The following is a 2,189-nucleotide window of genomic DNA, read 5'->3' on the forward strand; positions in this document are numbered from 1 at the left end:
CCAACCGGGGTGGCCACCACGGCCAGGTCGCTCGGCATGCCCTGGAGGATGGTGTTGCCCATGCTTTCGAGCCCGCTCGGGAGTACGAACAGGTCCGCCGCAGCCAGGTCCCTGGGTACCTGGCCGTTGCCACCCGGCATCTGGACCTGCCGGCCAAGGCCCAGGCGGCGAATGCGCGCCTCCAGCGCTGTGCGCTCGCTGCCCTCCCCGAGCCATAGAAAGCGGAGCCGCCGCCGCGTGCCGGCCGTCACGCGGGCCGCGGCTTCCAGCAGCTGCACGTGCCCCTTGACTGGGGTAAGGCTCGCAACGGTCAGTATGACGAGCTCATCCGCGGCGAAGCCTAGGGACGCCCGCAGCCCGTCGCGTTGCTCACAGGGCGCGAAGCGGCGGCAGTCCACGCCATTATAAAGGACCTCGAAGCGGTTGGACCGGATACCGGTGAGGCCAGCAAAGCGGCGCGCCGCGTCGCGGCAGACGGCGAAGAGCTGGTCCGTGCCGAAGGCGAGCGCCCGGCTCGCGAGCCGCCGGCGCTGCGGAAACCAGTGCCCGTCCGCGAAGCCGTGAAAAGACCACACGAGCGTGCTCCGGCAGGCGGCGAGGCGATGCGCCAGCAGGGTGTCCGCCCAGGTGTTCCAGTTACGGCAGTGCACCACGTGCGGGCGTGTCGAGCGGATGATGCGCGCCAAGCGTACTGGCAGGGCGAGATCGTGGCGGCGGCGGTCCAGCACGTGGATGGGTACCTGCGGCGACACCCGATCTGCCATCTCGCCGCGGCGGTCGAGGCAGACTACGGTCTGTTGGAATTGGGGCCTCGGCAGGCCGTTTAGCAGGTTGATGACGCCGTTCTCGAGGCCCCCACGGGGCAGACCGTGCACAACCTGTAGGATGCGCACCGGCGTGGTACCGGCGATGCGTGCGGAGTCCTTCGGCGCATTCATGCGTAACCGTCCGGGTTCGCATACTGCCAGCGCCAATGGTCCGCCACCATGGCCTCGATGCCGAGCTCGGCGTGCCAGCCGAGCTGTGCTGCCGCCAGTGCTGGGTCTGCAAAGCACACGGCAACGTCGCCCGGCCGGCGCGCGACAATGCGATATGGAATATCCCGGGCCGCTGCGCCCGCGAACGCGCGCACGACCTCCAGCACACTGTAGCCGCGACCAGTGCCCAGGTTGTAGGTGACCACGCCGGGGGATGTCGTCAGGCGCTCGAGCGCCGCTAAGTGGCCGCGGGCGAGGTCCACCACGTGGATGTAATCACGCACGCCAGTGCCGTCCGGGGTGTCGTAATCGTCCCCGAACACCTGGAGCGCATCGCGCTTGCCCACGGCGACCTGCGCGATGTAGGGCATCAGGTTGTTCGGAATGCCGTGCGGGTCTTCGCCGATGCGCCCGCTCGGGTGCGCGCCCACGGGATTGAAATAGCGCAGTAGGGCGATGTCCCAGTCGCTGTCGGCACGCTGTACATCGCGCAGGATCTCCTCGATGAAGAGCTTGGTCCGGCCGTAGGGATTGGTGGCCGAGAGCGGGAAGTCCTCGCGGATAGGCACCGAGGCGGGCTCCCCGTATACCGTCGCCGAGGAGCTGAACACCAGGCGTTTGACTCCGGCCGCGGACATGGCCCGGCACAGGCAGAGGGTCCCCTGGACGTTATTGTCGTAATAGTCGATGGGGATCTGCGTGGACTCGCCCACCGCCTTAAGGCCGGCGAAGTGAATGACGGCATCGAAGGCATACTCACGAAAAAGCGCCGCGAGCGCACCCTCATCACGCAGATCCGCCTGGACGAATTCGAGGGGGCGCCTCGCGATCTCCTGTACCCGGTCGAGGGCCGTCCGCTTGCTGTTACGCAAGTTGTCGACCACGACAACGTCGTGACCGGCGGTGAGCAGCTCGACGCAGGTGTGGCTGCCGATGTACCCCGCGCCGCCGGTGACGAGAACGCGCATGAACAACACTCCGACGTGACGGCAAAAGCCGCATTTTAGCGGAGTCGAGCCGACAATAGGCCGCTTTCAGGAGGCCTCGGCCCGCGCTCAACAACAGGGACGGTATACTGGAATGCCCCGAGCACCCGCCTGCCCCTCTCGCCTGTGGAGGCGAAGGACATCGGCAGTAAGGGCGCTCGCCGCAGTTGAGCTAGGGAGATGCTGATTTATTGGGCATCCTGCCCAAAAATCAGACGGAGCCGGA

2 protein-coding genes are annotated in these 2,189 nt (G+C 67.1%); both read right to left on the reverse strand.

The features are described 5' to 3' along the window. The coding region (locus tag I6U14_RS16660; RefSeq protein ID WP_296900756.1) for a glycosyltransferase at positions 1–938 on the reverse strand (938 nt) is incomplete at its 3' end. Then, positions 935–1,945 (reverse strand): UDP-glucose 4-epimerase GalE, encoded by a 1,011-nt coding sequence (gene galE, locus I6U14_RS16665; protein WP_296900758.1) that lies wholly within the window; start codon positions 1,943–1,945, stop codon positions 935–937. The genes galE and I6U14_RS16660, both read right to left, overlap by 4 nt. Positions 1,946–2,189: the final 244 nt, after the last annotated feature.

Source organism: Thiohalocapsa sp. (assembly GCF_019695415.1).
Classification (GTDB): Bacteria; Pseudomonadota; Gammaproteobacteria; order Chromatiales; family Chromatiaceae; genus Thiohalocapsa.

What these genes read in the sequence shown, in the direction of transcription:
- galE (WP_296900758.1), bottom strand. Translation starts at nt 1,945, where the DNA reads ATGCGCGTTCTCGTCACCGGCGGCGCGGGGTACATCGGCAGCCACACC.